This window comes from Pseudomonas sp. GM24 (assembly GCF_000282235.1).
Lineage (GTDB): Bacteria > Pseudomonadota > Gammaproteobacteria > Pseudomonadales > Pseudomonadaceae > Aquipseudomonas.
Genome location: NZ_AKJR01000151.1, coordinates 1 through 681, shown reverse-complemented (window position 1 = coordinate 681; position 681 = coordinate 1). Strand labels below are relative to the sequence as shown.

The 681-nt window shown below is 63.1% G+C and carries 1 protein-coding gene; it reads left to right on the top strand.

Features of this window, described 5'->3' with window-relative positions:
- Positions 1-681 (top strand): immunoglobulin-like domain-containing protein (locus PMI23_RS17450; RefSeq protein WP_007950030.1); only part of this gene is annotated, 681 nt, incomplete at both ends.

The window sequence follows — 681 nt, the reverse complement described above, 5'->3', positions numbered from 1 at the left end:
AACTCGATCACCAACGTGACCGGCGGCAACTACGAGAACCTTGTTGCCGACAAAACTCCGGTCAGCACCACCGTGACCGACACCGTCGACACCACCAACCTGTCGCTGAGCGCGACCGGCTCGGTGGCTGAAGGCGGCTCGATCGTTTACACCGCGACCCTGACCAACGCCGCTGGCTCGCCAGTGACCGTCACCCTGTCGAACGGCGCAGTGATCACCATCGACGCCGGTAAAACCACTGGCACCGTGACCGTTCCAGCCCCGGCCGACGACGTCTACAAAGACGCCGGCACCGTGCAGGCGACGATCAGCACCGCCACCGGTGGTAACTTCGAGAACCTGGTGCCGAGCACGACGCCGGCTGTGACCAGCGTCACCGACACCATCGACACCACCACGGTGAAACTGACCGCGACCGGTACAGCGGCTGAAGGCGGCAACGTCGTCTACACCGCAACCGTCGGCGCGCCAGTAACCGGTTCGCCAGTCGTGGTAACCCTGTCGAACGGTCAAACCATCACCATCGGTGTAGGCCAGACTACCGGCACCGCAACCACTACCGCGCCAAACGACGTTTTGACCGGTCATGCACCGCTGACCAACGCGATCACCAACGTGACCGGCGGTAACTACGAGAACCTCGTGGCTGACAAAACGCCGGTCAGCACTACCGTGACCGAC